The following is a 25,077-nucleotide window of genomic DNA, read 5'->3' on the forward strand; positions in this document are numbered from 1 at the left end:
CACCGCACCACCCGACCCTGACACCGCACCAGCACTGAACCCTGCACCCGCACCACCCGAACGAGGAAGCGAATCACATGAAGAAGACCTCCCTGTCCGCCGTGACCATCGGCAGCGCGCTGCTGCTCGCCCTCACCGGATGCGGCACGACGCAGCCGGCATCCGGTACCGACGACGCGCCCGCGGCAGCGGCGAGCGCAGGTTGCGAGGCGGACACCACGACGACGTCCGATGGGCCGGTCAGCCTCACCGACGCGTTCGGGCGCACCGTCGAGCTCGACAAGCCCGCCGAACGCGTCGCCGTGCTCGAGTGGCAGCAGGTCGAGGATGCCCTCACGCTGTGCGTCGTGCCCGTCGCCGTCGCCGACGTCGAGGGGTACAGCCAGTGGGTGCAGGCCGAGAAGCTCCCCGAGGGGGTCGAAGACGTCGGCACGCGCCAGGAGCCGAACCTCGACGCGCTCTTCGCGACCGAGCCCGACCTCGTCATCGTCGAGGCGTACACGCGCGACGACGCGATCATCGCGCAGCTCGAGAAGTACGGCGTGCCCGTGCTCGCGACTCTCGGTGCGGATGCCGCCGACCCGATCGCCCAGATGCTCAGCACGTTCGACCTCATCGCCCAGGCGACCGGCCGCGAAGAGCGCGCGGAGCAGGTCACGGAGGAGTTCGAGTCGCACATCGCCGAGGCGAAGGCGGAGGTCGAGAAGCTCGCCCCGGCCAGCACCGACTTCGTGTTCTTCGACGGGTGGGTCGACGGCGGCAACGTGTCGATCCGTCCCTTCGGTCAGGGCTCCCTGGTGGGCGAGGTCGGTGAGGCGCTGGGCCTCACCAACGCCTGGACGGGTGAGGTCGACCCGGCGTACGGCCTGGGGCAGACGGACATCGAGGGCATGACGGCGGTGGGCGCCGCGAACCTGTTCCACACCGGCACGGCGGAGACCGACGGATCGAGCTTCATGGACGGCGTCGAGAGCAACCCGGTCTGGCAGTCGCTGCCCGCCGTGGCCGAGGGACGGGTGCACGCGTTCCCCGCCGGCGTGTGGACGTTCGGCGGCCCGCGGTCGACCGAGCAGATCGTCGACGCGTTCGTCGAGGTGCTCTCGAAGTGACCCGCACCCCGCCCCCGACCGCATCCGTCGATCTCGCCGAACCGCCCGCGGACGCGGACGCGGATGCGGGTGCGGCGACGGCGGGCGGCGCGGGGGCGGGGGGACCGCGCCGGATGCTCGGGACGCTCGGCGTCCTGCTGCTCCTGGCGCTGGCGCTCGCCGCAGCGGGCCTGTGGCACCTCACGCAAGGCACGAGCGAGGCGGGCCTCGGCGACAGCGTGATCTTCACGGGGTCTCGGCTGCCGCGGCTCGCCGCCGGTGTCACCGTCGGCGTCGCGCTCGGCGTGGCGGGCGTGCTCCTGCAGTCCCTGGCGCGCAACGCCCTGGCCTCGCCCGACACGCTCGGTGTGACGGCGGGCTCCTACCTGGCGGTGACGGCGGTCTCCGCGTTCGGCATCGCGATCCCCGTGTGGGCGTCTGGCGCGGTGGCGTTCGCGGGAGGCATCGTGGCAGCGGGCATCGTGCTCGGGCTCGCCGGCGGCGCAGGGTCGTCCACCACGCGTCTCATCCTCGCGGGATCGGCCCTGGCGCTCGCCTTCCAGGCCTGCACCTCGACCCTGCTCGTGCTCTTCGACGAGGAGACCAAGGGGCTGCTCGCCTGGGGCAACGGGAGCCTGTCGCAGCTCGGGCTCGACGCGTTCCTCCAGGCCGCTCCCGTGGTGCTCGTCGTCACCGGCGCAGCCCTGCTGCTGTCGCGCCGGCTCGACGTGCTCGCGCTCGGCGACGACACGGCCTCGTCTCTCGGCGTCCCGATCCGCTCGACCAGGGTGGTCGGCATCCTGCTCGCCGTCGTGCTCATCGCGGCCTCGGTGACGCTCGCCGGGCCCATGGGCTTCGTCGGGCTGTGCGCGCCCGTGCTCGCTCGGCTGCTGGCGAGGATCGTTCCCGCGCTCGGCCGGCACGTGCTTGTCGTACCGGCCGCCGGGCTGATCGGCGCGCTCGTGGTGATCCTCGCCGACGCGCTGCTGCGGGCGCTGATCGGCGCGGAGGGCGCCATCTCGGTGCCGACCGGGGTCGCGACGACGGTGCTGGGCGCCGTCGTGCTCATCCTCATGGCGCGGCGTCTGCGCGACTCCGGCCCCACCCGCGAACCGCCGAAGGTGCGCTTCGGGGTGCGGAGCACGCGCCGATTCACCGTGGTGCTCGTCGTCGCGATCGCCGCGGTCGCGGGGGCTCTGCTGCTCGGGCTGCTTGCAGGCAGCACCTGGCTGCTCACCGGCGACATCGCGCTCTGGTTGCGTGGTGAGGCGCCTCCGCTCATCTCCTTCTCTCTCGACGAGCGAGCACCACGTGTCGTGGCTGCGCTCGTCGCCGGCGCCGCGCTCGCGCTCTCCGGCGGCATCTTCCAGGCCGTCAGCCGCAATCCGCTGGCCGACCCCGGCATCCTCGGCGTGACCGGCGGCGCGGGACTCGGAGCCGTGCTCGTGGTGACGAGCGCGGTCGCCTCCACGGCGGGCATGATCGCCGCCGCGCTCGTCGGATCGATCCTCGCGTTCGCCCTCGTCTACGGACTCGCCTGGCGAGGAGGACTGAACGCCGACCGGTTCATCCTCATCGGCATCGGCGTCTCCTACGGCACGACCGCCCTGACGACGTTCTTCCTCCTCCGAGCCAACCCGTGGGACACGCCGAAGATCTACACCTGGCTCTCCGGCACCACGTACGGCCGGATCTGGGAGCAGGTGATCCCCGTGGCGATCGTCCTGCTCGTCGCGCTGCCGCTCGTGTTCTCCGCCCGCCGCGAGCTCGACGTGCTCTCGCTCGACGAGGACACCCCGCGGCTGGTCGGCATCGGGATCGAGCGCACCCGCCTCGTGCTGCTCGTCGTCGCCGCGGTGCTCGCGTCGTTCAGCGTTGCGGCCGTCGGTGTGATCGGCTTCGTCGGACTCGTCGCCCCGCACGCCGCACGCGCGCTCGTGGGCGCACGGCACACGCGGGTCATCCCGGTCTCCGTGCTGCTCGGGGCCGTGCTCGTCACGCTGGCCGACACCCTGGGCCGCACGGTGATCCAGCCGGCGCAGCTGCCCGCGGGCCTCGTGGTGGCGCTGCTCGGTGCTCCGTACTTCGTGTGGCTGCTCTGGCGGTCGCGCGACGCCTGAGCAGCCGGCGCCGACCGGCCGCCGCATCGCGCGACGTCCGCCGGCGCGGCGCCCGGCCCGGCTCAGCGGGCGAGGAAGGCCCGCAGGGCCGCGTTCACCTCGTCGGCGTGGGTCCAGAGCAGCCCGTGCGGGGCGCCGTCGACCTCGACGTACTCGGCATCCGGCACCGCCACGCGGAACCTGCGGGCCGTGGCGTCGATGGGAAGGATGTTGTCCTTCGTGCCGTGCAGGATGAGCGTGGGCTTGCCTGCCGCGCGCACGGCCTCGACGTCGCCGCGGAAGTCCTCGATCCAGGTGGGGACCACGGCGTAGGCCGCGACGGGGGCGCTGCCGGTCGCGACGTTCCAGCTGGCCCGCACGGCCTCTTCGCTGATGCGCGAGCCGAGGTTCTCGTCGAGGTTGTAGAAGTCGTCGTAGAACTGGGTGAACCAGGCGTAGCGATCGCCCTTCGCGGCCGCGGCGATGCCGTCGAAGACCTCCTGCGGAACGCCGTCGGGGTTGTCGTCGCGCTGCACGAGGAAGGGCTCGAGCGAAGCGAGGAAGGCGAGCTTGGCGATGCGCTCGTGGCCGTACCTGGCGACGTAGCGGGCGAGCTCGCCGGTGCCCATCGAGAAGCCGACGAGCACGACGTCGCGCAGGTCGAGCGTCTCGAGCACCGTGTTCAGGTCGGCGGCGAACGTGTCGTAGTCGTATCCGGAGTTCACCTTCGACGACTGCCCGAAGCCGCGGCGATCGTAGGTGATGACGCGGTAGCCCTGGGCGAGCAGCTCGCGCGTCTGGCGCTCCCAGCTGTGGCCGTCGAGCGGGTAGCCGTGGATGAGCACGACGGGCTGTCCCTCTCCCTGGTCTTCGTAGTAGAGCTCGATCGGCGTGCTGTTCTCGGTGCCGACGGTGATGTATCCCATGATCCTGTCCTTTCGGTGAGGCGAGAACGATCGTTCTCGCTGATGGGGATCAATCTAGAGAACGATCGTTCTCATGTCAAGTACACTGGTGCCATGACCGAAGACGAGGCACGCGAGCGCATCCTGTCCGCCGCCGAGGAGCTCTACTACCGCAAGGGGTACGCGGCCGTCGGCATGGACGAGCTGCGGGCGGAGGCCGGCGTGTCACTGCGCCGGCTGTACGGGCTGTTCCCCGCGAAGAACGACATCGTCACGGCCGTGCTCGCGCGCAAGCACCGCGAATGGGAGCACGCCCTCTCCGCGGCGGTGACGGATGCCGGCGACGACCCGCGCGAGCGGCTGCTCGCCGTCTACCGGTACCTGGAGGACTGGTTCTGCACGGGGGACTTCCGGGGGTGCGCGTTCATCAACGCCTTCGGTGAGCTCGGCGGCACCAACCCGGAGGTCGCGCGGATCGTGCGGGAGCACAAGGCATCGTTCCAGACGTACATGGCGGAGCTCGTCGTCGCCGCCGGCGCGCCCGCGTCCCTCGCGGCACAGCTGTCGATACTCGCCGAGGGCGCGCAGAGCACCGCGGCGATCTCGGCGGACCCGCAGGTGGCCGTGCAGGCGCGCAGCGCCGCCGAGGTGCTCATCGACGCGGCCATGGCGTAGCGGCGCGACTCCGCCCGCGAGGCGTGCGGAGGGCTCGGAGACGGGTGCGGGGGCTCAGAGCACCAGCCGGTACCCCATGCCCGACTCCGTGAGCAGGTGCTCGGGCGACCCGGGCTCGCGCTCGAGCTTCTTTCGCAACTGCGACATGTACAGCCGCAGATAGCCGGAGTCGGCCACCTGCTCGCTGCCCCAGATCTCCTTCAGCAGATCCTGACGCGTCACCAGGGCGCCCGGATGCCGCGCCAGGTGCTCCAGCATGCGCCACTCGGTCGGGGTGAGGTGCACGCGCGATCCGGCACGCGTCACCGACTTCGTCGCCAGGTCGACCACCACGTCGCCGAAGCCGACGGTCGACGCGCCGCCGGCCGGCATGCTGCGCCGCGACAGCGCGCGCAGGCGTGCGAGCAGCTCGTCCACCTGGAAGGGCTTGGTGACGAAGTCGTCGGCACCGGCGTCGAGCGCGTCCACCTTGTCGGCCGAGCCCGTGCGGCCGGAGACGACGATGATCGGCACCGTGGTCCAGCCGCGCAGGGCCTGGATCACCTCGATGCCGTCGAGCCGCGGCATCCCGAGGTCGAGCATGATGATGTCGGGGTGGGTCTGGGCGGCCACGGCGATGGCGGCGGCGCCGTCCTGGGCGACGACGACCTCGTAGCCGTGCGCGGCGAGGGTGATGCGCAGCGCTCGCACCATCTGCGGGTCGTCGTCGGCGATCAGCAGCTTCATTCCGCCTCCCGCGGTGGTTCTTCGGCCGGTCGAACGGTCGGCGCGGTGCGCGGGGCCGAGTCGGCGGCCACAGGCAGCGAGATGACCATGGTGAGGCCGCCGCCGGGGGTGTCCTCGGGTGTCAGGGTACCGCCCATGCCGACGGTGAACCCGCGCGACAGGGCCAGCCCCAGGCCGAGGCCCGTGGTGTTGTCGGTGTCTCCGTACCGCTGGAACGGCTGGAACATGGCGTCGCGCCGTTCGGCGGGCACGCCGGCACCGCGGTCGATGATCCTGATCTCGGCCCGGTCGCCCAGCGAGCTCGTCGAGATGATGACGCGCTCGCCCTCGGGGGAGTGCTTGCGCGCGTTGGCGAGCACGTTGACGATGACGCGCTGCAGCAGCACCGGGTCCGCGTGCACCGCCGGCAGGTCGGGGTCGAGGGCGAGGTCGACGTCCGCCGGCCCGAGGCCGAGCTCGTCGACGGCGGCGAGGATGGTGCCGGCGGCGTCCATCGCCGTCGGCGACACGGCGAGCACGCCCGCCTGCACCCTGCTCACGTCGAGCAGGTCGGTGACGAGGGCCGACAGCGTGGCCAGGCTCTCGTCGGCCGTCGCGAGCAACTCGTCGCGATCGGACGCCGACAGGTCGCGCGCTCCCCGCAGACCGCCGATCGCGGCGACGGCTGAGGCGAGCGGACGGCGCAGGTCGTGACTGACCGCCGAGAGCAGGGCGCTGCGCACCTGGTCGGTCTCGGCCAGCGCCTCGGCCTCGCGCGCGGTGGCGCGCAGATCGGTGTGCTCCATGGCCGCCGAGATCTGCGCGACGATCGCGTCGAGCAGCCGTCGCTCCTGCCCGTCCAGCGGGGCGCCGTTCAGCTCGAGCAGGGCGCGGGGCGCACCGGTCGTCGTCTGACCGACCGGCACCGTGGCGGCCCGGCCGTCGGCCAGCGGTTCGCCGTCGCTGGCGAGCACCTCGCCGTCGGGCGACAGCAACCGCACTCCCGCGAGGCCGAACGCCTCTCGGGTGCGGCTGACCAGCGCGAGCACGGCGTTGTCGCCGCGCAGCACGTTGCCGGCGACGGCGGCGAGCAGCTCGGCCTCGGCCGCGGCGCGCTGCGCGAGGCGGGCCCGCCGTGCGGCCTGGTCGACGATGAGGCTGACGAGGATCGCGATGACGACGTAGAGCGACAGGGCGAGGGCGTGCAGGGGGTGCGCGATCGTGATCGTGAACAGCGGCGCCACGAACAGGAAGTCCAGGGTGATGCCCGACAGCACGGCGGCGAACACGGCGGGGCGGATGCCGCCGACGAGCGCGACCACGACGACGAGCAGCTGATACGACAGCACCTCGGCGGTGATGGACTCCGGGCTGCGGAAGGTGAACATGAGCCACGACAGCAGCGGCCCGCACACGAGCGCGACGGCGAAGCCGAGCACCTGGCGCCGCCAGCCGAGCGCGCCGCCGGTGATGCGCGGCAGGGCGACGCGCCCGCCCGCGGCGGCGTGCGTGACGATGTGCACGTCGATGTCACCCGAGCGGCGGATCACCTCGGCACCGATCCCCGGGCCCGTCAGCGCCGCCGTGAGCCTGCTGCGGCGGCTGACGCCGATCACGAGCTGCGTGGCGTCGACGCCCTGCGCGAACTCGACGAGGGCCGAGGGGATGTCGTCGCCGATGATCTGGTGGAACGTGCCGCCGAGCGATTCGACGAGCGAGCGCTGCGCTGCCAGGGCACCAGGCGTCTCGTCGCGCAGCCCGTCCTGCGCCGTGACATGCACGGCCAGCAGCTCTCCGCCGGCCGAGCGCGCCGCGATGCGCGCACCCCGGCGCAGCAGCGTCTCGCCCTCCGGGCCTCCGGTGAGGGCGACCACGACGCGTTCGCGCGCCTGCCACGTGCCTTCGATGCCCTGTTCGGCGCGGTAGGTGCGCAGGGCGCTGTCGACCTCGTCGGCCAGCCACAGCAGCGCCAGCTCCCGCAGCGCCGTGAGGTTGCCGAGGCGGAAGTAGTTCGACAGCGCCGCGTCGATGCGTTCGGCCGGGTACACCAGCCCGGCCGAGAGCCGGTCGCGCAGCGACTGCGGCGCGAGGTCGACGACCTCGATCTCGTCGGCGCCGCGGACGACGGCATCCGGGATCGTCTCGTGCTGGGTCACGCCGGTGATCTTCTCGACCACGGCGTTCAGCGACTCGATGTGCTGCACGTTGAGCGTGGTGATGACGTCGATGCCCGCGTCGAGCAGGGCCTCGACGTCCTGCCAGCGCTTGGCATGCCGCGATCCGGGGATGTTGGTGTGCGCGAGCTCGTCGACGAGGGCGATCTCGGGCGCGCGGGCGAGCACCGCGTCGAGATCGAGCTCGGTCAGCTCGACGCCGCGGTGCACGGCGGTGCGGCGGGGAACCTCGGGGATGCCGATCGTCTGGGCGAGCGTGGCGGCGCGTCCGTGCGTCTCGACGACCGCGATCACGACGTCGCGATCCTCCTGCAGCAGGCGTCGCCCCTCGGCGAGCATCTCGAAGGTCTTGCCCACTCCCGGCGCGGCTCCGAGCAGGACCCGCAGGCTGCCGCGTCGCGGCGTGCGTGCCGCGTCCGTGCGCTCAGGGGTCATTCGCGCTCCCGTTCATCGAGTGCGAGGTTGAGTTCGGCGACGTTGATGCGCTCATCGCCGAGGAATCCCAGATCCCGCCCTTGAATCCTAGACTCCACGAGGCCGCGCACCTCGTGCTCCGGCAGGTGGCGCGCCGCGGCGACGCGGGGCACCTGCAGCAGCGCGTATGCGACGCTGATGTGCGGGTCGAGGCCCGAGGCGGATGCCGTGACGGCGTCGGCGGGGACCTGCGCGGGGTCGACTCCCTCCCGCGCGGCGACCTCGGCCCTGCGCTGCTCGATCGCCGCGACGAGGTCGGGGTTCTCCGGACCCAGGTTGCTGCCGCCGGAGGCGGAGCCGTCATACCCGTCGCCCGCGGCCGACGGACGGGGCTGGAAGTACTGCGGCAGTGCGTCGCCGTCAGCATCCGTCGCCGGCTGCCCGATGAGGGCGCTCCCGCGGTCGTCGGACAGGGGCGAGCCGTTCGCCTGCCACGGCAGCAGGAGCTGGCCGATGCCGGTGATGAGGAGCGTGTAGCCGAGGCCGAGCACGAGGGTGAGGGCGAGCATGGTGCGGATCGCGACTCCGGTGACGCGGAGGGTGGAGCGGGTGGAGGACATGGCGTGCTTTCGGTGTCGGGCGGATCAGAAGCCGGGGATGAGGCTCACGACCAGGTCGATGAGCTTGATGCCGATGAACGGGGTGACGATGCCGCCCAGTCCGTAGATGAGCAGGTTGCGCTGCAGGATCTGCGAGGCGGTCGCCGGGCGGTATGAGACGCCCCGGAGGGCGAGAGGGATGAGGAACACGATCACGATCGCGTTGAACACGATGGCGCTGAGCACCGCGGATGCCGGTGAGTGCAGTCCCATGATGTTGAGGGCGCCGAGTCCGGGGAACACCCCCATGAACATCGCCGGGATGATGGCGAAGTACTTGGCGACGTCGTTGGCGAGGGAGAACGTGGTGAGCGCGCCGCGCGTGATGAGCAGCTGCTTGCCGATGCGCACGATGTCGATGAGCTTGGTCGGATCGGAGTCGAGGTCGACCATGTTGCCCGCCTCCTTCGCGGCGGAGGTGCCGGTGTTCATCGCGACGCCGACGTCGGCCCGCGCGAGAGCGGGGGCGTCGTTGGTGCCGTCGCCGGTCATCGCGACGAGCCGCCCGCCCGCCTGCTCCCGGCGGATGAGGGCGAGCTTGTCCTCCGGCGTGGCCTCGGCGAGCACGTCGTCGACGCCGGCCTCCTTCGCGATCGCGGCGGCGGTCAGCGGATTGTCGCCCGTGATCATGACGGTGCGGATGCCCATGCTGCGCAGTTCGTCGAAGCGCTCGCGCAGACCCTCCTTGACGACGTCCTTGAGGTGAACGACGCCGAGGACGCGGCCGCCGTCGGCCGTGGGCGACGGGGTCGACGGTGCGCTTTGTCGGGAGGATTCACGTTTGTCGGAGGAATCCACGGGATTCCGCGGCGTGTCGCGGATCTCTTCCGACAGAATGCGGGCGGATGCCGTGCCCGCCGGCTGCACGGCCACGACGAGCGGCGTCCCTCCGCTCTGCGCCACGCCGTTGACGAGCGCGTTGAGCGCGGCATCCGGGGCATCGAGCCCCAGCCACGCGGCCACGGCCGAGGCGGCGCCCTTGCGGATGCGCGTGCCGTCGGGGAGGTCGAGGCCCGACATCCGGGTCAGCGCGGTGAACGGCACCACCACGGCGCCCTCCGGTCCGGATACGCGGATGCCGTGAGCGCGAGCGAGCTCGACGATCGAGGCGCCTTCGGGGGTGGGGTCGGCGAGCGAGGCGAGTGCGGCCGTGCGCATCAGGTCGTCGGACCCGACGCCGTCGAGGGGCAGCACCTCGTGCGCTCGGCGGTTGCCGTAGGTGATGGTCCCGGTCTTGTCGAGCAGCAGCGTGGTGACGTCGCCCGCGGCCTCGACGGCCCTGCCCGACATCGCCAGCACGTTGCGCTGTACGAGCCGGTCCATGCCGGCGATGCCGATCGCGCTGAGAAGCGCGCCGATCGTCGTCGGGATGAGGCAGACGAGAAGCGCGAGGAGCACCGGGATGCTGACGGGCGATGCCGCGTACGACGCCAGTGGGTTCAGCGAGAGCACGACGACGACGAACACGATCGACAGGCTGGCGAGCAGGATGTTCAGCGCGATCTCGTTGGGCGTGCGCTGGCGGTTCGCTCCCTCGACGAGGGCGATCATGCGGTCGACGAAGGTCTCGCCCTGCTTCGACGTGATGCGCACGACGATGCGGTCGGACAGCACGCGGGTTCCGCCCGTCACGGCGCTGCGGTCGCCGCCGGACTCGCGAATCACGGGCGCGCTCTCCCCGGTGATGGCGGATTCGTCGACGGTCGCGATGCCCTCGACGATGTCGCCGTCGCCGGGGATGAGGTCTCCCGCCTCGACGATCACGACGTCGCCGCGCTGCAGCTCGGCCGATGACACCTCGACGGTCTCGGCGCGCGTGGCGGCGGCATCCGACTGGGCGTCGTAGTGGGGCACGCGACGTGCCACGGTATGCGAGCGCGTGCGGCGCAGCGTCGCTGCCTGTGCCTTGCCTCGCCCCTCGGCCACCGATTCGGCGACGTTCGCGAAGAGCACGGTGAGCCACAGCCACGCGGCGATCGACGCCGTGAAGAGCGCGGGAACGGGGGCTCCTCCCGATTCGCGCGGTGCGTCGAGGAACGGCTCCGCGACCGCGAGTGCCGTCGTGAAGGCGGCGCCGACCCAGACGAGCAGCATGACCGGGTTGCGCACGAGCGTCGCGGGGTTCAGCTTGCGCAGCGCGCCGGGCAGTGCCTGCACGAGCGGACGCCAGCCGAACGAGCGCACCGTCGTCTCGCCGGCGTGCTCTCGGCTCGGGGGCAGGTGCCGTGGTTCCTGGGAGAGCGAAGCGAGACGAGAGGCGTCTGCGGAGGGATCGATGCGCGTGGTCATGTCAGACGAGTCCTTCGGCGAGCGGGCCCAGGGAGAGCACGGGTAAGTAGGTGAGCGCCGTGACGACGACGGTCACGGTGAGGAGCAGGCCGACGAACTGCGGCCGGTGGGTCGGCAGCGTGCCCGAGGTGGCGGGGAGCGTGTCCTGCGCGGCGAACGCGCCCGCGAGAGCCAGCACGAACACGATGGGCAGGAATCGCCCGACGAGCATGGCGATGCCGAGGGCGGTGTTGAACCACGGCGTGTCGGCCGTGAGCCCTGCGAACGCGGAGCCGTTGTTGTTGGCGGCCGATGTGAAGGCGTACAGCACCTCGCTGAGGCCGTGCACACCGGGGTTGAGGATGCTCGAGCCCTCGACGTCGTCGCGGATGCCGGGGACGGCGAAGCTCAGGGCGGTGCCGCCGAGCACGAGCACCGGTACGACGAGGATGTACAGGCTCGCCAGCGTCATCTCGCGCGGGCCGATGCGCTTGCCCAGATACTCCGGCGTGCGGCCGACGAGCAGTCCGCCGACGAACACGGCGATGATCGCGAGCACGAGCATGCCGTAGAGGCCGGATCCGACGCCGCCCGGTGCCACCTCGCCGAGCATCATGTTCAGCAGCGGCATCATGCCGCCGAGTGCGGTGTACGAGTCGTGCATCGAGTTGACGGCGCCCGTCGAGGTCAGGGTGCTCGCCGACCCGAACAGGGCGGAGCCGAGGATGCCGAAGCGCTGCTCCTTGCCCTCCATGGCGGCGCCCGCGAGCTCGGGCGCGGTGCCGCGGCCGGCCAGCTCGAGAGCCGACAGCGCCACGAGCGACACGGTGAGGATCGTGCCCATGACCGCGACGATCGCGAAGCCCTGACGGTCGTCGCCGACGAGGCGGCCGAAGGTGCGGGGCAGGGAGAACGGGATGGCGAGGATCAGCAGCACCTCGAGCAGGTTCGTCCACGCCGTCGGGTTCTCGAACGGGTGCGCGGAGTTGGCGTTGAAGAACCCGCCGCCGTTCGTCCCGAGCAGCTTGATCGCCTCCTGCGAGGCGACGGGGCCGCCGGGGAGGATCTGCGTGCCACCGGTGACGGTGCGCACCTCGGTGAAGCCGGCGAAGTTCTGGATCACGCCTCCGGCGATGAGCGCGACGGCTGCGATCACGGCCATCGGCAGCAGCACCCGCGAAAGGCCGCGCATGAGGTCGACCCAGAAGTTGCCGATCGTGGTCGAGCCGCGACGCGCCAGCCCGCGGATGAGCGCGACCGACACGGCGAGACCGACCGCTGCCGACACGAAGTTCTGCACGGTGAGGCCCGCGAACTGCACGACGTAGCCCACGGTCTTCTCGGGCGAGTACGACTGCCAGTTGGTGTTGGCCACGAACGACGCCGCGGTGTTGAATGCGAGGTCCTCCGGCACGGCGGGGAGCCCGAGGGACTCCGGCAGGAACGCCTGGAGCCGCTGCAGGGCGTAGACGAGCAGAAGGCCGACGGCGGAGAACACGAGCACACTGCGGACGTAGGCACGCCACGTCTGCTCGGATGCCGGATCGACTCCGGCGAACCGGTACACGAGACGTTCGGTGCGGAGGTCGCGCGGCGAGCTGAAGACGCGCGCCATGTAGTCGCCCAGCGGGCGGTAGAGCAGGATGAGCACGACGATGACGGCGACGGCCTGCAGCGCGCCGAAGAGGATGTCGGGGGCCATCAGAACCGCTCCGGGGCGACGAGCGCGATGATCAGGTAGACGACCGCGGCGATGCCGAGCGCGACGGCGGCGATCTCGAAGACGATCACGGTCGGTCCTCCTCGCCGTCGTCGGGGTGGGCGGTGGTCCTGGTGCGCGGCCCCATCCGCTCGACGCCTGACGCCGCGAGGGCGATGAGGGCGAAGACCGAGAGGGCCAGCGCGACGTAGATGATGTCGAGCACGGAGTCGATCAAACTCCGGCATTCCGCCGGCATCCGCGATCCTCACGGTTCCCCTACGGCTCCGCCCTACGACTCATGCGCGATGCTCACGAAGAGAGGCGAGAACGGCGGCCAGCCGGATGCCGTCGAAGGGGAGTCGCGCAGCAGCATCCGTGTCCTGAGTGTCGTATTCCGGAACTCTGTCCACAGGCGGCATCTGGAGGCGCCGTACTGCATAGGCTTCTGTCCACATATGAGGACTGTTGACCTTCATATGAAAGCGGAAGGCGAGAATTCTGGGGGAGCCTTGTGACCGAGGTGCAGCTGTTCTATGAGGACCTGCTCGAGACGGGCGCGCGTTTCACGAACGCGTTGATCAACATCGAGCCCGATCTGCTGAACCTCGTCGGCGACGACCCGGGGGTCGACGTGCCGGCGGGTCGTCACCTGTTGCGGACGGAGATGAACGCGCGGCTCGATGCTTTGCACGACGCGACGGTCGCGCACAGGGACGCGGGTACAGCGGTCGCGGGTAACGTGCAGCGCATCGTGGCGCGGTACTCGGAGCTCGACGCTGAGCTGAGTGGGACGGGGACCCCGTGAGCCTGTCATCGCCAGGGCGTGGGTTCCCGTTGGAGCGGATCGCGGGCGACGTGGGGACGATGTCGGTGTGGGTGGACCTGCTCGACGCCGTGGCTGAGCACCTCGGCGAGCTGCGGAACGCGTCAGCGGGTGCGACGGGCCTGCCCGGGATGGGAGACGCGATCACGGGCGTCCGCGCTGATGCTCTCGGCATCCTGTCGACGATCGGCCCGGACATCGCGGTGGCTCAGCAGGTGTCGGAGGTGTTGGCGGCCTACGCGCGAGCGCACGACGAGCATGCGGCGAAGGCGAACCAGCTGGTCGACGAGATCGAGACCGCTCATGCCCTGTGGGTGGCGCTGGGTGAAGAGGCCGATCGGGCGGGGCGCGGAGCGCTGGCGGCATCGCGCGGCGATGATGTGGCCGCGTTGCACGACGCGGAGGATGCGGCAGCCGAGGCCATCGCCGCTCGGAACCGCGCCGAAGAAGATCTCGACGAGCTGTGGCGGCGGTACGAGTTCCATTACGCGGCGTGGGACGAGGCATACGACACAGCAGTGAGCGCGTTGACCTTCGAGTCCTCAGCGCCGGTGCTCACGGCGGAGTCCGATGATCTGCTGGGTGGCCTGCTCAGCGCGAACGGGCCCGCCGAGGTCCTCGAGCTGTGGCTCGCGCCTCCCGAGCTGCACGAGGAGCTGCTCGCGACGCATCCTGCGATCCTGGGTGCGCTGGATGGCCTGCCTGCGGCCGTGCGGATTCGCGCGAATCAGAACAACGCAGTCGAGTGGATCGCTCAGGCGCAGGCCGAGCTCGACGGCGAGAACATCTCCGACGAGCGACGAGCGTTCGTCGAGAACGAGATCGCGTACCTGCGGCACGTGCAGGACGGCACGGTGAAGCTGTACCTCTACGACCGGGACTTCTCGCGCATCGTGGAGATCGTCGGCAACCTCGACACCCCTCCGCAGCGGGTGCTCACCTATGTGCCCGGCACGTTCACGAACCTCGGCGACTTCTACGGCGGGAAGGTGCAGCAAGTGGCGGCGTCCATGACGGAAAAGGTGCCGGGCACCGTCGCATTCGTCTACAAGGACGGTCTGTTCCCTGGAGAGAATCACGACGTGGGCGGTATGTACCTGCCGCGCATCCAGGAGGCGAACGAGCACGATCGGGCGCGGGAGGCCGGTGCGCAACTGGCCCGCTTCGAGGTCGGCATGCGCACCGATCCGCTCTTCGCCGGGGCGGAGCAGGACGCGTTCGGCCACAGTTGGGGACTCTCGAACGTGACGAGTTCCGAAGTGGCCGGAGCCGAGTACGACAAGGTCATCTCGCTTTCGGGCGCGGGGATGCTGCCCGAATGGGACCCTGATCCCGACACGACCTACGCCGATCTCTCATACGAGGACGCACTGCAGGTCGCGCAACGGACAGGCGTCGTGTGGAACGGCAACAACCCTCGCTCGAACCCCGCGTTCGAGCACGGCGACTACTACCGCGGTCCCGACGACGAGGTCCTCGATCGGGCCGAGGCGGGAACGATCGGCGGGAGCCCCTACGTGTATCTTCCGCCGGAGTACTTCTCCGTCCTCGCGGACAATCACAACCTCATCGCCTCGAAGGACCCTGAGAACGAGGACGCATTGCGAGACATGAAAGACCTGGTGATGGAGCAATGAGGATGCGGAAGGCCGCCGTCACGAGTGCTATCGGGGCAATGCTCTTCTTGTCTGCGTGTTCGTCAAGCTCAGTAGCGAAGGAAGCGGATGCAGCGAAAGAAGTGGATACGAGCATGACGTGGCAAGAAGCGAAGGCCGTCGCGCAGGCGACATCCATGGAGATCGTCGCTCTCATATCGGAGGGTGACGTCGTCAGCGTAGATCAGCATGCTGAAGGGACTCTCTTCAGCTGTGATGACACACGGCACCGATGGACCGGGGTCACCAACGTGAGCTTGTCTCCCGGTGTCGATGTCGAGGCGCTCGTGAAAGACATGGAGAGTCGATTGGGAGAGGTGTTCCGGGCCGACGACGGCTATGTGATCTCGAACCGGCGAGGAATCACTGACAAGTATGTCGTGAAGGCAAAGTCGTCAACGACGGATGCCGCGTATCTGTTCGGAGAGGGGGAGGCAGGCACGATCTCAATCGACTCCTGGTCGCCGTGCTTCATTCTTCCCGAGGGGGTCTACCCCGGTGGCAAGTTCTGACAGCGACTACTACCGCGGTCCCGACGACGACGTCCTCGATCGAGCCGAAACCGGCTCGATCGGCGGGGGGCCCTACGTGTATCTTCCGCCGGAGTACTTCTCCGTCCTCGCGGACAATCACAACCTCATCGCCTCGAAGGACCCTGAGAACGAGGCGGTGCTCCGTGCGATGCGGAAGCTGTTGAAGCAATGAGTCGAACATGGGCGATGCTGCCAGCGTCGGTCCTTGCGGTCATGTGCGCACTAGCAGGATGCGCGGGATCGCCAACAGTTCAGGAAGAGGGGCGCGGTGTGACCTGGGAGCAAGCAAAGGCCGATGCGCAGGAGACGGAGATGGCGATTGCACGACTCATCCCTCAAGATCAGGTCGCGAACATCGATCAACATGAGTCGGGCTCGCTTTTTAGCTGTGACGAGACGCGCCACCAATGGACAGGAATCACCTATGTGACACTGGCGCCTGGCTCTGACGTTGAGGGGATCGTGAAAGAGATGCAGGGCCGCCTCGACGAGGTGCTCCGCACTAGCACTGACTTCAAAGTGACCAGCTATCGCGACATGTTCGACGACTACACCGTCGAAGCTCAGGCGCGAGCGTCTGCTGAGGCATATCTTTTCGGCGCTGACGATGACAAGGTCATCTCCATCGAGTCATGGTCCGTCTGCTTCACCCTCCCCGAGGGCGTCTACCCCGGTGGCAAGTTCTGACAGCGACTACTACCGCGGTCCCGACGACGACGTCCTCGATCGAGCTGAGGCCGGTTCGATCGGCGGGAGTTCGTACGTGTACTTCCCGCCCGAGTACTTCTCCGTCCTCGCGGACAACCACAACCTCATCACCTCGACGGACCCTGAGAACAGGAAGGCTCTGGACGCGATGGCCAGAAGGTTGGCGCGATGAAGACGAGGCTGAGCGCGGCCCCCGCGGTTCTCGCCGGAGTGATCCTCCTCGCTGGCTGTTCCGCAGTTGATTCGAAGACGGAGGAGAAGTCAGTGACTTGGCAACAGGCGAAACGGGATGCGCAGGCGATGGAGCGCGAGATTGTGGGGCTGATTCCACCCGATGACGTACTTAACGTGGATCAGCATGAGACGGGGACGTTGTTCAGCTGTGATGACACTCAGCACCAATGGTTGGGGAGGACATCCGTGACGTTGCAGCCCGGAGCTGATGTCGAACGAACCGTCAAGAAGATGGAGCAGGACTTTCAGGGTGATGATCGCTTCGTTGTCAGCACTTGGCGCGAAGTCTCGACGACCAATATCTGGTGTCCCTGGATTCGACGGCCACCTCAGAGGAGGGCTACATCTTCGGTGAGGACACCCCAGGAACGATCGCGATCGACTCATGGTCTCCCTGCTTCACGCTCCCCGAGGGGGTCTACCCCGGTGGCAAGTTCTGACGGCGACCACTACCGCGGTCCCGACGACGATGTCCTCGATGGAGCCGAGGCCGGTTCGATCGGCGGGAGTTCGTCGCTGTATCTTCCGCCGGAGTCTTTCTCCGTCCTCGCGGACAACCACAAGCGAAGGCGAGAGCAGTGCCGGCTCAGGCCTCGTTCGCGCCCTTCTTGGCGGTCCGCTCCTCGGCCGGTGGGCCCTCGGGGCGGTGCGCGCGTCGCCCGGCGACCACCACGGGCCGTCCGGCCCGCTCCTGCCCGGGCATCGGTCGCGAGCGGCGTCCGTAGATCAGCTCCGACGAGTCGAGCAGCCACGGCACCAGGGTGATCGATACGCCGTGCACCAGCATCAGCTGATTCGCGATACGGCGCGCGCGCCGGTTGTGCAGGAACGTCTCCCACCAGTGACCCACGATGTACTGAGGCAGGTACACGGTCACGACCGACGATCCGTGCTTCTCGCGGTACTTCTTGATGAAGCCGGCGATGGGCTGTGCGAACGACCGGTACGGCGAATCGACGATCACCAGCGGGATCGGCATGAGGTGGTCGGCCCAGTCCTTCTGCAACTGCGCGGTCTCTTCCGGAGAGACCGACACGTGCAGGGCGAGCGTCTTGCCGTGCTTGGCGGCGATGGCGTAGTCCACGGCCTTCACGACCGGTTTCTGCAACCTGTTGACCAGCACGAGGGCGACGTCACCCGTGGAGCCGAACCGAGTCGTGTCGTCGATCGCGATCTCGTGCTCGACGTCGCGGTAGTACCTCTTCACGCCCATCATGAGGAAGGCCAGCAGCGGGATCGCGATGAACACGAGGTAGGCGCCGTGGGTGAACTTCGTGATCGTCACGATGACGAGCACGAACACGGTGAGCGTCGCCCCGATCGAGTTGATCACGAGCCCCACGCGCGCCGCCTGGCGATCGGATGCCGCGGATGCGTCGCCCGGTCGTGCGGGTGTGCGCAGCGTGCGCCGCCAGTGCCGCACCATCCCGATCTGGCCGAGAGAGAACGACACGAACACCCCGATGATGTAGAGCTGGATCAGCGTCGTCAGCCGTGCCTGGAACACGACGAGCACGACGATCGCCGCGATGCCGAGCACGATCATGCCGTTGGAGAAGACGAGGCGGTCGCCCCGGGTGTTCAGTGACTTGGGTGCGTAGCCGTCGCGGGCGAGCACGGCGCCGAGCAGCGGGAAGCCGTTGAAGGCCGTGTTGGCCGCCAGCAGCAGCACGCACGCCGTCGCGGCCTGCACGATGAAGAACGGGATGCTGCCGCCGCCGAACGTGGCCGCGGCGATCTGCGCCATGACGCTGGGCTGCGGCTTGCTGCAGTCGAAGCCGATCAGGTCGCACGCGTTCTCGGCGTAGTGCACGCCGGTGATGAGTCCCATGGCCGTGAGGCCCGAGAACAGGAGCGCTGCGATCGACCCCATCATCACGAGGGTGCGCTGCGCGTTGCGGATCTTCGGCTTGCGGAACGCCTGCACCCCGTTCGACACCGCCTCGACACCGGTGAGGGCCGAGCATCCGCTCGAGAAGGCCCGAAGCACGAGCAGGATGATCGCGGCATCCGCCAGATGCTCGCCCTGGAGCTGATACGCCGAGCTCTCCGCCACGGGCGGGTCGCCCAGCATCGTGCGCACGAGGCCGGTGGCGATCATCAGCCCGACCGAGCCGATGAAGACGTAGGTGGGGATGGCGAACACGGTCGACGCCTCCCGCACACCGCGCAGGTTCACGATGACGATGAGCACCACGAACCCGACGGCGAGCTCGACGCGGAACGAATCGAGCTCGGGCACGGCCGAGATGATGTTGTCGACGCCGGAAGCGATCGACACCGAGACGGTGAGGATGTAGTCGACGAGCAGCGCGGCCGCCACGACCACCCCGGGGATCTCGCCGAGGTTCTTCGACGCGACCTCGTAGTCGCCGCCACCCGAGGGATAGGCCCGGATGAGCTGTCGGTAGCTGAGCACCACGACGATGAGGAGCACGACGACCGCGGCGGCCACCCACGGGGCGAAGGTCAGGAACGCGAGTCCGCCCAGCGCGAGCGTCATCAGCATCTCCTGCGGGCCGTAGGCCACGGAGCTCAGTGCGTCGGACGCGAAGATCGGCAGAGCCATGCGCTTCGGCAGAAGCTGGTGGTCGGCCTGTTCGCTGGTGAGCGGATCGCCGATCAGGATGCGCTTGGCGATCTGCGGCGCGTCGGGACTTTCCCCGTATTCGTCTGACACGTCGGGCGACTCTACGCCTCCGCCTGCCTTCCTCACGACATCCTCACGGAATCCCTACGGCGCGCCGGGCCACACTAACGGAATCCTGACGGCCATCCGCCGTCGCCTAGACTGGAATCCCGTGGGGGATCAGGTGCTTCTGGGTGTCATCGCGATTGCGATCGGCGTGGCCTTCGGCATCCTCCTCTTCGTGCCGTTCGTCGCCATCAGCTACCGGCGGCGCGGGCGGTTGAGCTTCGGGCGCACCATGCTGTGGCTCGGTGCCCTCGTCTACTTCTGGGCGATCTGGACCTACACGCTGCTGCCGCTCCCCGACTCGGACAGCATCCGCTGCGTCGGCATGATCACCGATCCGCTCGAGGTCGTCCGCGACCTGCAGAAGGCGTTCTCCGAGCCGGGCAACCCGCTGCGGCACCCGGCGTTCCTTCAGATCGCCTTCAACATCCTCCTGTTCGTGCCGCTGGGTGTGTTCCTTCGGGTCCTCGGTGCGCGCGGCATCCCGACCGCGCTGGTGACGGGGTTCGCGCTGTCGCTCCTCGTCGAGACCACGCAGCTCACCGGCGTCTGGGGCCTCTATCCCTGCGCATACCGCTTCTTCGACGTCGGTGACCTCATGACGAACACGACGGGTGCGGTGCTCGGCTCGGTGTTCGCCCTCGTGGTGCCGCGGTCGATGCGCGGCATCCGTCCTCGGGCCGACGCCGACCAGCCTCGTCCGGTCACTCGCGGGCGCCGCATCATCGCGATGCTGTGCGATGCGCTGGCGTGCGGCTTCGTCGCGTTCGGCGTCTCGGCGGCGGTGCAGCTGTGGCTGCAGTACGGCGTCGGCGACCGGGATGCCGTGCTCGACGGATCGCTCGCCGACCTCGTCAGCACCGCGGTCGCATCGGGGCTGTGGCTGCTCGTCATCCTCATCGGAGGTCGCTCGATCGGCGACCTCGCCGTACAGCTGCGCTACGCGGGATCGCCGCTGCCGTGGCCGTTCGCCCGACTGCTGCGCTGGGCCGGCGGCATCGGGGGCATCGTCGCGCTCTCGCTTCTCGGGCCGTTCTTCGACGGGCTGTCGTCGCTCCTCACGCTGGTCGCGTGCATCCTGGTGCTCACCACGGCGAGCGGCCGCGGGCTGCCCGGTCTGCTGTCGGGGCAGCACCTCACCGACGCGCGTGCGCGCGATGCGGCCTGACGCGGGTCATCGGCGATACACAGGGGTTTCCGATCACGCGTGCGTAACGTCGTGGACATGACAACGGTTTCCGTCGACGAGAGCGCGATCACCGAGGCGAAGGAGCTTCGCGATCAGTTCCAGCGCTTCCTCCGCGAGTACGAGTTCGGGATGCGCGAGGTGGAGACGAAAATCTCGATCCTGCGCGACGAGTTCACGCACGATCACGCTTACAACCCGATCGAGCACGTGAAGAGCCGCCTGAAGTCGCCCGACAGCATCGTGGAGAAGATCGCGCGCAAGGGCATCGAGGAGCCGGACTTCGCCCGCATCCGCGAGGAGATCACCGACATCGCCGGCGTGCGCGTGACCTGCAGCTTCATCGCCGACGTGTACCGCCTGTTCGATCTGCTCACCGCGCAGGACGACGTCACCGTGCGCATCGTCAAGGACTACATCAAGAACCCCAAGCCCAACGGCTACAAGAGCCTGCACGCGATCATCGAGGTGCCCGTCTTCCTCTCCACCGGAGCGCTCGCCGTGCCCGTCGAGGTGCAGTTCCGCACCATAGCGATGGACTTCTGGGCGAGCCTCGAGCACAAGATCTACTACAAGTTCGCCAACCAGGTGCCGGCGCATCTCGTCGACAGCCTGTCGGATGCCGCGGATGCCGCCGCCGAACTCGATCTCCGCATGGAGCGCCTGCACCGGGAGGCCCACGGCGTGCCGCGCAAGCAGCTCGCGCCGCCGCCTCCGGCCGTGCGGGTCTGACCGCGCCGGCGTCCGGGCGGACCTGCATCCGGGGATCGGACGGGCCGGAACCTCGTCAGCCGAGGAACTCGCGCGCCGCGGCCGTCATCGCCGTGACGCCCACCTCGATCGTGGGGTGGATCTCGGGCGCGAAGAACGGAGAGTGGTTGGTGGGGATTTCCTCGGCGAGCCGCCCGGCCGCCTCGGCCTCGGCGAAGCGAACGGGATCGACGCCGCCCCAGAACCAGAACACGAGCGGCGCGCCGGCGTCGCGCGCGAACCAGGAGACGTCCTCGCTGCCGGTGAACATCCCCGGGTCGATGACCGCCGTCTCGCCGAGCGCACGCCGTAGGGCCGAGGTCACGCGTGCGGTGGCGTCGACGTCGTTGATGGTGGCCGGCAGGGTGTGCAGGGTCTCGATGTCGGGTTCGCGCTCGGCGCCGGATGCCGCGGCCTCGGCCCTCACGATGCGTTCGACGCTCGCGAGGACCTTCTCTCGTGCGGCGTCGTCGGGGTAGCGCAGGCTGAGCTCGAGCTTCGCCTCGGCCGGGATGATGTTGTTCTTCAGGCCCGCGTGGATGGAGCCCACCGTGACGACGGCGACGCCCTGCGGGTCGATCTCCCGTGAGGCGATGGTCTGCAGTCGCATGACGGTGGCGGCGGCCATGACGACGGGGTCGATCGTGGCGTGCGGACGTGAACCGTGCCCGCCGCGGCCGTGGAGGGTGACCGTGAGACCGTCGGATGCCGCCATCTGCGTGCCGCTGCGCACGCCGATGATCCCCGCGGGGAGCGGCGTGACGTGCTGGCCGAGCACCACGTCGGGCGCGGGGTAGCGCGACAGCAGGCCGTCATCGAGCATGGCTCGCGCACCGGCGCCGTACTCCTCGGCGGGCTGGACGACCGCGACGACGGTGCCGCTCCACTCGGCGCGCTCGGCGACGAGCTTCTCGAGCGCCCCGATCAGCGCCGTCACATGCATGTCGTGGCCGCACGCGTGCATGACCGGGACGGTGGTGCCTGCGGGGTCGATGCCCTTCGCGGTGCTGGCGTAGGCGAGGCCGGTCTGCTCTTCGACGGGCAGCGCGTCCATGTCGGCGCGCAGCCAGACGACCGGCCCGTCGCCGTTGCGCAGCACGCCGACGACGCCGGTGACCCCGACGCCCTCTTCGACCTCGAGGCCGAGCTCGCGCAGGTGCTGCGCGGCGATGCCCGCGGTGCGCGTCTCCTGGAACGACAGCTCCGGATGCTGGTGCAGGTCGATGTACAGCGCTTCGAGGTCGATCGTCATGACACCCGAGCCTACTCGCGGCATCCGCCCGCCCTCCGGCGCCTGCGCGTCCGCTCGCGCCGCACGAAGCCGCCGCCCGCCGACTGCGGGATCAGTCGCGGACGTAGGAGGCGAGGTCGGGCCCGGGGTGGAGCACGGCGTTGACGATCGCCTGGATCGCGAACTCGCTCGCCTCGCCGAGCTCCACGATCTCGGGGTGCAGAAGCCACTGCATCTGCAGGCCGTCCATCACCGCGAGGATGCTCGCCGACGCCTTGTCGATCGTGTCGGGCTCGGTCACGCCCTCCTGTGCGCACAGCGCGCGGAAGGCTGCGGCGACCTCCGACCGGAGGTTGGTGTAGCGCAGCTCGAAGTAGGCGCGCGCGGGGTGGTTCTCGGTCACGGATTCCGCCGACAGCACGGTGTAGACCTGCACGATGCCGGCGCGGCGGGCGTTCGCGAACGCCGTCCGCACGAGGTGCAGGAACAGGGCCGGCCCGTCGGGGATGTGCTTCTCGGCGAAGTCGGCGACGTCGGTCTCGTCGCGGTAGGTCAGCACCTCCAGCAGCAGGTTCTGCTTGGACCCGAAATGGTGGAGGACTCCGGCGTGCGTGATCCCGACCTGCTCGGCGATGTCGGCCAGCGTGCCGTTCGTCGACCCCTTGCTGCCGAAGATCTCGATCGCGGACTTCAGGATCTGCTCACGCTTGGCGCGAGTGGCAGGGCGCGTGCGCCCTGATTCCACCGCAGTTCCGGCGTCCTTCGGCATGGGAACCCCCGTGGTCACTCGATCTGAGTTCATGGTACTTGCACGTTTACTTACCAGCCAGTAACCTCACCGTAGTTTACTTTCTGGACAGTAAGTGAACGACCCGCTGCCTGCACAACGACCGTGTCCTAGGAGAAGCAATGAAGCTCAGCAAGCCCCTGATCGCGCTCGCCGCGGCGACCGCCCTCGGAATCTCGGCCCTGGCCGGATGCTCCGCCGGCGGCTCCGGCGACGACAAGCCCGCCTCCGGCGCGGCTCTCACCATCGCCAAACCCGACGGCGCCATCACGACCGAATCGCACAACCCGTACCTCGGCGACTCCTCCGCGTCGAAGTACGGCTACGCCAAGGTGATCTTCGAGCCCCTGGCCCTCGTCAACCCCACCGGCGACCTCGGCACCACCCCGTGGCTCGCCGAGTCGGTCGAGTGGAACGACGACTACACGCAGCTCACCGTGGTCCCCCGCTCCGGCGTCACCTGGAGCGACGGCGAGGACTTCACGGCGGATGACATCGTGTTCACGTTCGGCATGTACCTCGACGGCTCCCTCAACGACACCTCCGCGCTGCACCTGACGAGCGTGGAGCCCCAGGGCGACGCCGTCGTGCTGACCTTCGCCGAGTCGAAGTTCACGGCGCAGGCGCGCGTGCTGCACACCCCGATCGTGCCCAAGCACATCTGGGAGAACATCGACGACCCCAACTCCGACCCGCTCACCGGTGACGGCCTCGCGGTCGGCACCGGCCCCTACGTGCTCGACAACTGGACGACGGAATCCGTGACGCTGACGGCCAACCCCGACTACTGGGGCGGCGACCTCGCGGTGCCGGAGCTGCACTACGTCTCCTATGGCGACAACGCGGCGCTGACCACGGCGCTCGTCTCGGGCGAGGCCGACTGGGCACAGGCGTTCATCCCGCAGATCGAGGACAGCTTCCTCTCCGCCGACGAGGACAACCACTTCCTCGCCTCCCCCACGGCCGGCTCGGGCACGCTGTTCATGAACCTGCAGACCAAGCCCTTCAACGACCCGGCGCTGCGGCAGGCGATCGCCTGGACCGTCGACCGCGACGCGTACGTCGACGTCGCCCGCGAGGGCGCGAGCACGCCCGTGTGGAGCGTGACGGGCCTCGGCGATCTGCTGGCCGACGAGATCGCGCCCGAGTACGAGGGCCAGGTCTACAGCGTCGACGTCGACAAGGCCAGGCAGATCCTCACGGACGCCGGCTACACGTGGAAGGACGACAAGCTCATCGACCCCGCGGGCGAGGCCGTCTCGTTCTCGATCTCGGTGCCGGCGGGATGGAGCGACTGGAACACCGAGCAGGCGCTGCTCGCCGAAGAGCTCGGCGAGGGGCTCGGCATCGACGTCAAGGTCGACCAGCCCGACTGGGGCGGCTGGGATGCGGCGCGCCAGGAGGGCAGCTTCCAGATGATCATCCACTGGCTCGAGGACACCGGCAACGCCTACGGCCTCTACACCTCCACTATGGACCCGAAGTGGGTCGTCGACGGCAAGGCGCAGTTCAACTTCGGCCGCTACGACAACCCCGAGGTGACCGCGGCGCTGAACACCTACGCCAACACGTCGTCCGAGGAGGAGCGCGCGGCCGCGCTCGCGGTGATGCAGAAGGCCTTCGTGACCGACGTTCCGGCGATCCCTCTCGGCTCGCACCCGCTGCTCGGCGAGTTCAACACGCGCAACTACGAGGGCTGGCCGTCGGAGGACGACCAGTACGCCTCGGCCGATCCGACCCAGCCGGCCGTCGTACAGATCCTGACGAAGCTGACCGCGAAGTAACG

Annotated in this window: 24 protein-coding genes; 13 read left to right on the top strand and 11 right to left on the bottom strand. The window is 69.2% G+C overall.

The window, feature by feature from the left end; translation table 11 throughout:
* Positions 1-77 precede the first annotated feature (77 nt).
* Positions 78-1,109: an ABC transporter substrate-binding protein gene (locus AB663_RS05585; RefSeq protein ID WP_067196553.1), complete on the top strand. Its 1,032-nt coding sequence runs from the start codon at positions 78-80 to the stop codon at positions 1,107-1,109.
* Positions 1,106-3,208 carry an iron ABC transporter permease gene (locus AB663_RS05590; RefSeq protein WP_067196555.1) on the top strand — a complete coding sequence of 701 codons (2,103 nt, stop codon included), beginning with the start codon at positions 1,106-1,108 and terminating at the stop codon, positions 3,206-3,208. The genes AB663_RS05585 and AB663_RS05590 overlap by 4 nt, the downstream gene beginning before the upstream one ends.
* A 62-nt stretch (positions 3,209-3,270) precedes the next feature.
* Here the strand turns inward: AB663_RS05590 and AB663_RS05595 are convergent, their stop codons facing one another.
* A complete protein-coding gene (locus tag AB663_RS05595; RefSeq protein ID WP_067196557.1) occupies positions 3,271-4,113 on the bottom strand; it encodes an alpha/beta fold hydrolase in 843 nt (280 codons plus the stop codon).
* A 93-nt stretch (positions 4,114-4,206) separates the two neighbouring features.
* Between AB663_RS05595 and AB663_RS05600 the strand changes: the two genes are divergently transcribed.
* The gene (locus AB663_RS05600; protein WP_067196559.1) at positions 4,207-4,767 is read left to right on the top strand and encodes a TetR/AcrR family transcriptional regulator; all 561 of its coding nucleotides are present in this window, start codon (positions 4,207-4,209) and stop codon (positions 4,765-4,767) included.
* 54 nt (positions 4,768-4,821) lie between these two features.
* On the opposite strand, the gene AB663_RS05605 is transcribed toward AB663_RS05600, so the two are convergent.
* The 7 genes from AB663_RS05605 to AB663_RS17125 are packed head-to-tail and all read right to left on the bottom strand — an operon-like array spanning position 4,822 to position 12,912.
* Positions 4,822-5,493: a response regulator gene (locus AB663_RS05605; protein ID WP_067196561.1), complete on the bottom strand. Its 672-nt coding sequence runs from the start codon at positions 5,491-5,493 to the stop codon at positions 4,822-4,824.
* Positions 5,490-8,081: an ATP-binding protein gene (locus AB663_RS05610; protein WP_067196563.1), complete on the bottom strand. Its 2,592-nt coding sequence runs from the start codon at positions 8,079-8,081 to the stop codon at positions 5,490-5,492. Before AB663_RS05610 ends, AB663_RS05605 begins: the two co-directional genes overlap by 4 nt.
* Positions 8,078-8,680 (bottom strand): potassium-transporting ATPase subunit KdpC, encoded by a 603-nt coding sequence (gene kdpC, locus AB663_RS05615; protein WP_067196566.1) that lies wholly within the window; start codon positions 8,678-8,680, stop codon positions 8,078-8,080. The genes AB663_RS05610 and kdpC overlap by 4 nt, the downstream gene beginning before the upstream one ends.
* A 24-nt stretch (positions 8,681-8,704) precedes the next feature.
* A complete protein-coding gene (gene kdpB, locus AB663_RS05620) occupies positions 8,705-11,008 on the bottom strand; it encodes a potassium-transporting ATPase subunit KdpB (protein ID WP_083511132.1) in 2,304 nt (767 codons plus the stop codon).
* Between the two features lies 1 nt (position 11,009).
* Positions 11,010-12,689 carry a potassium-transporting ATPase subunit KdpA gene (gene kdpA, locus AB663_RS05625; RefSeq protein ID WP_067196568.1) on the bottom strand — a complete coding sequence of 560 codons (1,680 nt, stop codon included), beginning with the start codon at positions 12,687-12,689 and terminating at the stop codon, positions 11,010-11,012.
* Positions 12,689-12,778 (bottom strand): potassium-transporting ATPase subunit F, encoded by a 90-nt coding sequence (locus tag AB663_RS05630; RefSeq protein WP_067196570.1) that lies wholly within the window; start codon positions 12,776-12,778, stop codon positions 12,689-12,691. The genes kdpA and AB663_RS05630 overlap by 1 nt, the downstream gene beginning before the upstream one ends.
* On the bottom strand, positions 12,775-12,912 hold the full coding sequence (locus AB663_RS17125; RefSeq protein WP_157540909.1) for a hypothetical protein: 138 nt from the start codon (positions 12,910-12,912) through the stop codon (positions 12,775-12,777). The genes AB663_RS05630 and AB663_RS17125 overlap by 4 nt, the downstream gene beginning before the upstream one ends.
* Positions 12,913-13,200: 288 nt before the next feature.
* Between AB663_RS17125 and AB663_RS05635 the strand changes: the two genes are divergently transcribed.
* The 7 genes from AB663_RS05635 (at position 13,201) to AB663_RS17630 (ending at position 17,082) form a co-directional block, all read left to right on the top strand.
* Positions 13,201-13,494 (top strand): hypothetical protein, encoded by a 294-nt coding sequence (locus tag AB663_RS05635; RefSeq protein ID WP_067196572.1) that lies wholly within the window; start codon positions 13,201-13,203, stop codon positions 13,492-13,494.
* Positions 13,491-15,149 (top strand): hypothetical protein, encoded by a 1,659-nt coding sequence (locus AB663_RS05640; protein WP_157540912.1) that lies wholly within the window; start codon positions 13,491-13,493, stop codon positions 15,147-15,149. The genes AB663_RS05635 and AB663_RS05640 overlap by 4 nt, the downstream gene beginning before the upstream one ends.
* A gap of 113 nt (positions 15,150-15,262) precedes the next feature.
* A complete protein-coding gene (locus AB663_RS05645) occupies positions 15,263-15,679 on the top strand; it encodes a hypothetical protein (RefSeq protein WP_157540914.1) in 417 nt (138 codons plus the stop codon).
* Entirely contained in the window at positions 15,666-15,872 is a 207-nt protein-coding gene (locus tag AB663_RS05650) for a hypothetical protein (RefSeq protein WP_067196579.1), read from the top strand. Before AB663_RS05645 ends, AB663_RS05650 begins: the two co-directional genes overlap by 14 nt.
* A 98-nt stretch (positions 15,873-15,970) precedes the next feature.
* Entirely contained in the window at positions 15,971-16,387 is a 417-nt protein-coding gene (locus AB663_RS05655) for a hypothetical protein (RefSeq protein WP_067196581.1), read from the top strand.
* Entirely contained in the window at positions 16,374-16,580 is a 207-nt protein-coding gene (locus AB663_RS05660; protein WP_067196583.1) for a hypothetical protein, read from the top strand. Before AB663_RS05655 ends, AB663_RS05660 begins: the two co-directional genes overlap by 14 nt.
* 367 nt (positions 16,581-16,947) lie before the next feature.
* The gene (locus tag AB663_RS17630; protein WP_257720797.1) at positions 16,948-17,082 is read left to right on the top strand and encodes a hypothetical protein; all 135 of its coding nucleotides are present in this window, start codon (positions 16,948-16,950) and stop codon (positions 17,080-17,082) included.
* 146 nt (positions 17,083-17,228) lie between these two features.
* Here AB663_RS17630 and AB663_RS05665 read toward each other — a convergent pair whose 3' ends face one another.
* Positions 17,229-19,211, bottom strand: a complete 1,983-nt coding sequence (locus tag AB663_RS05665) for an APC family permease (RefSeq protein WP_232304677.1) — start codon at positions 19,209-19,211, stop codon at positions 17,229-17,231.
* A 232-nt stretch (positions 19,212-19,443) separates the two neighbouring features.
* Between AB663_RS05665 and AB663_RS05670 the strand changes: the two genes are divergently transcribed.
* Positions 19,444-20,505 carry a VanZ family protein gene (locus AB663_RS05670; RefSeq protein ID WP_067196587.1) on the top strand — a complete coding sequence of 354 codons (1,062 nt, stop codon included), beginning with the start codon at positions 19,444-19,446 and terminating at the stop codon, positions 20,503-20,505.
* Positions 20,506-20,562: 57 nt separating this feature from the next.
* Positions 20,563-21,255 carry a GTP pyrophosphokinase gene (locus AB663_RS05675; protein WP_067202242.1) on the top strand — a complete coding sequence of 231 codons (693 nt, stop codon included), beginning with the start codon at positions 20,563-20,565 and terminating at the stop codon, positions 21,253-21,255.
* Positions 21,256-21,310: 55 nt separating this feature from the next.
* On the opposite strand, the gene AB663_RS05680 is transcribed toward AB663_RS05675, so the two are convergent.
* Together AB663_RS05680 and AB663_RS05685 are read right to left on the bottom strand one after the other, a co-directional pair.
* Positions 21,311-22,525 (bottom strand): amidohydrolase, encoded by a 1,215-nt coding sequence (locus AB663_RS05680; RefSeq protein WP_067196589.1) that lies wholly within the window; start codon positions 22,523-22,525, stop codon positions 21,311-21,313.
* 91 nt (positions 22,526-22,616) lie between these two features.
* Positions 22,617-23,273 (bottom strand): TetR/AcrR family transcriptional regulator, encoded by a 657-nt coding sequence (locus AB663_RS05685; protein ID WP_067196590.1) that lies wholly within the window; start codon positions 23,271-23,273, stop codon positions 22,617-22,619.
* A 140-nt stretch (positions 23,274-23,413) separates the two neighbouring features.
* Between AB663_RS05685 and AB663_RS05690 the strand changes: the two genes are divergently transcribed.
* On the top strand, positions 23,414-25,075 hold the full coding sequence (locus AB663_RS05690) for an ABC transporter substrate-binding protein (RefSeq protein WP_067196591.1): 1,662 nt from the start codon (positions 23,414-23,416) through the stop codon (positions 25,073-25,075).
* The last annotated feature ends 2 nt before the right edge of the window (positions 25,076-25,077 follow it).

It is taken from the genome of Microbacterium sp. XT11, from assembly GCF_001513675.1.
Classification (GTDB): Bacteria; Actinomycetota; Actinomycetes; order Actinomycetales; family Microbacteriaceae; genus Microbacterium.

What these genes read in the sequence shown, in the direction of transcription:
- AB663_RS05585 (WP_067196553.1), top strand. Translation starts at nt 78, where the DNA reads ATGAAGAAGACCTCCCTGTCCGCCGTGACCATCGGCAGCGCGCTGCTG.
- AB663_RS05595 (WP_067196557.1), bottom strand. Translation starts at nt 4,113, where the DNA reads ATGGGATACATCACCGTCGGCACCGAGAACAGCACGCCGATCGAGCTC.
- AB663_RS05600 (WP_067196559.1), top strand. Translation starts at nt 4,207, where the DNA reads ATGACCGAAGACGAGGCACGCGAGCGCATCCTGTCCGCCGCCGAGGAG.
- AB663_RS05605 (WP_067196561.1), bottom strand. Translation starts at nt 5,493, where the DNA reads ATGAAGCTGCTGATCGCCGACGACGACCCGCAGATGGTGCGAGCGCTG.
- AB663_RS05610 (WP_067196563.1), bottom strand. Translation starts at nt 8,081, where the DNA reads ATGACCCCTGAGCGCACGGACGCGGCACGCACGCCGCGACGCGGCAGC.
- kdpC (WP_067196566.1), bottom strand. Translation starts at nt 8,680, where the DNA reads ATGTCCTCCACCCGCTCCACCCTCCGCGTCACCGGAGTCGCGATCCGC.
- kdpB (WP_083511132.1), bottom strand. Translation starts at nt 11,008, where the DNA reads ATGACCACGCGCATCGATCCCTCCGCAGACGCCTCTCGTCTCGCTTCG.
- kdpA (WP_067196568.1), bottom strand. Translation starts at nt 12,689, where the DNA reads ATGGCCCCCGACATCCTCTTCGGCGCGCTGCAGGCCGTCGCCGTCATC.
- AB663_RS05645 (WP_157540914.1), top strand. Translation starts at nt 15,263, where the DNA reads ATGACGTGGCAAGAAGCGAAGGCCGTCGCGCAGGCGACATCCATGGAG.
- AB663_RS05665 (WP_232304677.1), bottom strand. Translation starts at nt 19,211, where the DNA reads ATGGCTCTGCCGATCTTCGCGTCCGACGCACTGAGCTCCGTGGCCTAC.
- AB663_RS05675 (WP_067202242.1), top strand. Translation starts at nt 20,563, where the DNA reads ATGACAACGGTTTCCGTCGACGAGAGCGCGATCACCGAGGCGAAGGAG.
- AB663_RS05680 (WP_067196589.1), bottom strand. Translation starts at nt 22,525, where the DNA reads ATGACGATCGACCTCGAAGCGCTGTACATCGACCTGCACCAGCATCCG.
- AB663_RS05685 (WP_067196590.1), bottom strand. Translation starts at nt 23,273, where the DNA reads ATGCCGAAGGACGCCGGAACTGCGGTGGAATCAGGGCGCACGCGCCCT.
- AB663_RS05690 (WP_067196591.1), top strand. Translation starts at nt 23,414, where the DNA reads ATGAAGCTCAGCAAGCCCCTGATCGCGCTCGCCGCGGCGACCGCCCTC.